Here is a 2528-nt window from a genome sequence, read left to right as displayed (position 1 = left end):
TTTCCCCCCTGCGTAAAGCAGCCGCGATACTGGCAGCCGTCACCGCCGAGATCACCGAAGTCCTTGTCCCGAAACGGCAACGCTCCAACCCACGCGTGGTCCGCCGCACACAGCGCACCCCGTTCCCATCGAAGAAACCCATCGACAAACACCTGACAGGCCCACCACCCACAGTCGTGACCATCCTCACCCGAACCTAAAGTTCCTGGTATTGAGCCGTGCCCTCGATAGGCGGCCGGGCAAGAGTATCGATGCCGCGGTCTACATGCCGCTGCGCAAGGCAGCCGCGCAGCGGGCGGAACGGCTTGATGCACGGCATCAGATCGATGGAACGCGGTTTCCAAACGATAACCCGTCGTCTGGCATGCACGCGTTTCTGCGCGCGCTCGAGGGCGACGGCCCATAGCGCGTGCGACGTTGCTGTAGCCGAGGACCCCGTTACCTTCCCCCGAGCCGCGCGGTCAGTTCACCGGCAGCCCGGCTCGTCTCGGTGGCGAGGTCGAACCAGGTCTCGCCGCACTCATGTGGGCACACGTGCCGGAAGGTCGTGCTGATCGCGCCGGCGGGCCAGCCGGTGTGGTCGAACACCGCCGCGGCGACTGAGGCGAACCCTTCGGTCACGTACCCATCCTCCACCGCCCACCCGCGCCGCCTTTCCACCGCCAGTAGCCGGCGCAGCGCGGGGAGGTGCTCCGGGCCTCGGTCCGTGCGACGCACGAAACTGGACCGCGTAGGAAACAGGGCCCTCAGGTGCGCGGCGGGCAGGTGCGCCAGCATCGCGCGGCCGGACGCGGGCAGGTGCGCGGGCAGTCGGACGCCCACATCGGTCACCACGGTGTGCGGGTGCGCGGGCTGTTCCCGCAGCAGGTACAGGGTCTCGCCGCCATGCAGGACCCCCAGGTGGGCGGTATGCCCGGTGCGTTCGATCAGCCGCCGCAGCAGTGGCCGGGCGAGCCGTTCCAGCGGGTCGTGGCGCAGGTACGCCGACCCGAGTTCGAACGCCGCCAGCCCCAACCCGTAGCGCCGCTCCTCGGGCAGGTGGGTCACGAAACCGGCGTCGGCCAGCTCACCGAGCAGGTGATACGTCGTCGATCGGGGCAGTCCCAGCTCCCGCGCGACCGCCGCCGCCGTCACCGGGCCCGCCTTGCCCGCGAGCAGGCGCAACACCGCCAGGCCGCGCCGCAGCGCGGGCACGTCGCTGCTCGAACCCACCAGCCCACGGTACGCCGAGTCTGGGATGCCAGACACTCTCACCCGATCCCCCCTCGTGCGCGGCCCGGCCACGCGTTGAGATGGGCGCATGTTGGAACTGGTTGAGATCGACGGCGGCCCGCTGACCCGCGCGGACGTCGTGAAGGTCGCCCGCACGGCCGCCCGGGTGCGCATCACCGAGGACGCGCTCGCCTCGGTCGCCAAGTCACGCGCGCACATCGAGGAACTGGCCAACGCAGAGCAGCCGACGTACGGCGTCTCCACCGGCTTCGGCGCTCTGGCCACCCGCCACATCCCGCTCGACAAGCGCGCCGCCCTGCAGCGCTCGCTGATCCGCTCGCACGCCGCGGGCGCCGGTCCGCACGTCGAGGACGAGGTCGTCCGCGCCCTCATCCTGCTGCGCCTGCGCACCCTCGCCACCGGCCGCACCGGCGTCCGCCAGTCGACGGTGGAGACGATGCAGGAGCTGCTCAACCAGCGCATTCACCCCGTCGTGCACGAGTACGGCTCCCTCGGCTGCTCCGGCGACCTCGCGCCGCTCTCCGCCGTGGCGCTCGCGCTGATGGGCGAGGGCATGGTCCACGACCGCACGGGCGCGCTCCGCCCCGCCGCCGAGGTGATGGCCGAGCGGAACGTGCGCCCGGTCGAGCTGGCCGAGAAGGAGGGCCTGGCGCTGATCAACGGCACCGACGGCATGCTCGGCATGCTGTGCCTGGCCCTGGCCGACCTGCACGCGCTGCTCGACGTCGCCGATCTGACCGCCGCGATGAGCGTCGAGGCACTCCTGGGCACCGACCGCGTGTTCGCCCCCGACCTGCATGCCCTGCGCCCGCACCCCGGCCAGAGTGTGTCCGCGGCCAACATGTCCCGCTTCCTCGCCGGGTCGCCGATCGTGGAGAGCCACCGCGGTCCCGAGTGCAACCGCGTGCAGGACGCCTACTCGCTGCGCTGCTCGCCGCAGGTCCACGGCGCCGCCCGCGACACCGTCGGCTACGCCGAGACCGTCGCCGACCGCGAACTGGCCTCCGCCATCGACAACCCGGTGGTGCTGCCCGACGGCCGCGTCGAGTCCAACGGCAACTTCCACGGCGCGCCCGTCGCATATGTGCTCGACTTCCTGGCCATCCCGGTCGCCGACGTCGCCGGCATGGCCGAGCGGCGCACCGACCGGATGCTCGACGTCGCCCGCTCGCACGGTCTGCCGCCGTTCCTCGCCGACGACCCCGGCGTCGACTCCGGGCTGATGATCGCGCAATACACCGCGGCGGGGATCGTCAGCGAGCTCAAGCGGCTCGCGGCGCCGGCCAGCGTCGACT

At 71.6% G+C, this 2528-nt stretch carries 2 protein-coding genes; one reads left to right on the top strand and one right to left on the bottom strand.

Annotated features, from left to right (window positions below; translation table 11 throughout):
* Positions 1–438 precede the first annotated feature (438 nt).
* Complete coding sequence (locus tag ACRDSQ_RS06065) at positions 439–1212, bottom strand: IclR family transcriptional regulator (RefSeq protein ID WP_431419532.1); 774 nt, start codon at positions 1210–1212, stop codon at positions 439–441.
* 88 nt (positions 1213–1300) lie between these two features.
* Between ACRDSQ_RS06065 and hutH the strand changes: the two genes are divergently transcribed.
* Positions 1301–2528 (top strand): histidine ammonia-lyase (gene hutH / locus ACRDSQ_RS06060; RefSeq protein WP_431419530.1); only part of this gene is annotated, 1228 nt, incomplete at its 3' end.

It is taken from the genome of Actinokineospora sp., from assembly GCF_050699995.1.
Classification (GTDB): Bacteria; Actinomycetota; Actinomycetes; order Mycobacteriales; family Pseudonocardiaceae; genus Actinokineospora.
Note: the sequence above shows the minus strand (reverse complement) of the source record. Positions and strands in the feature narration are given on the sequence as shown.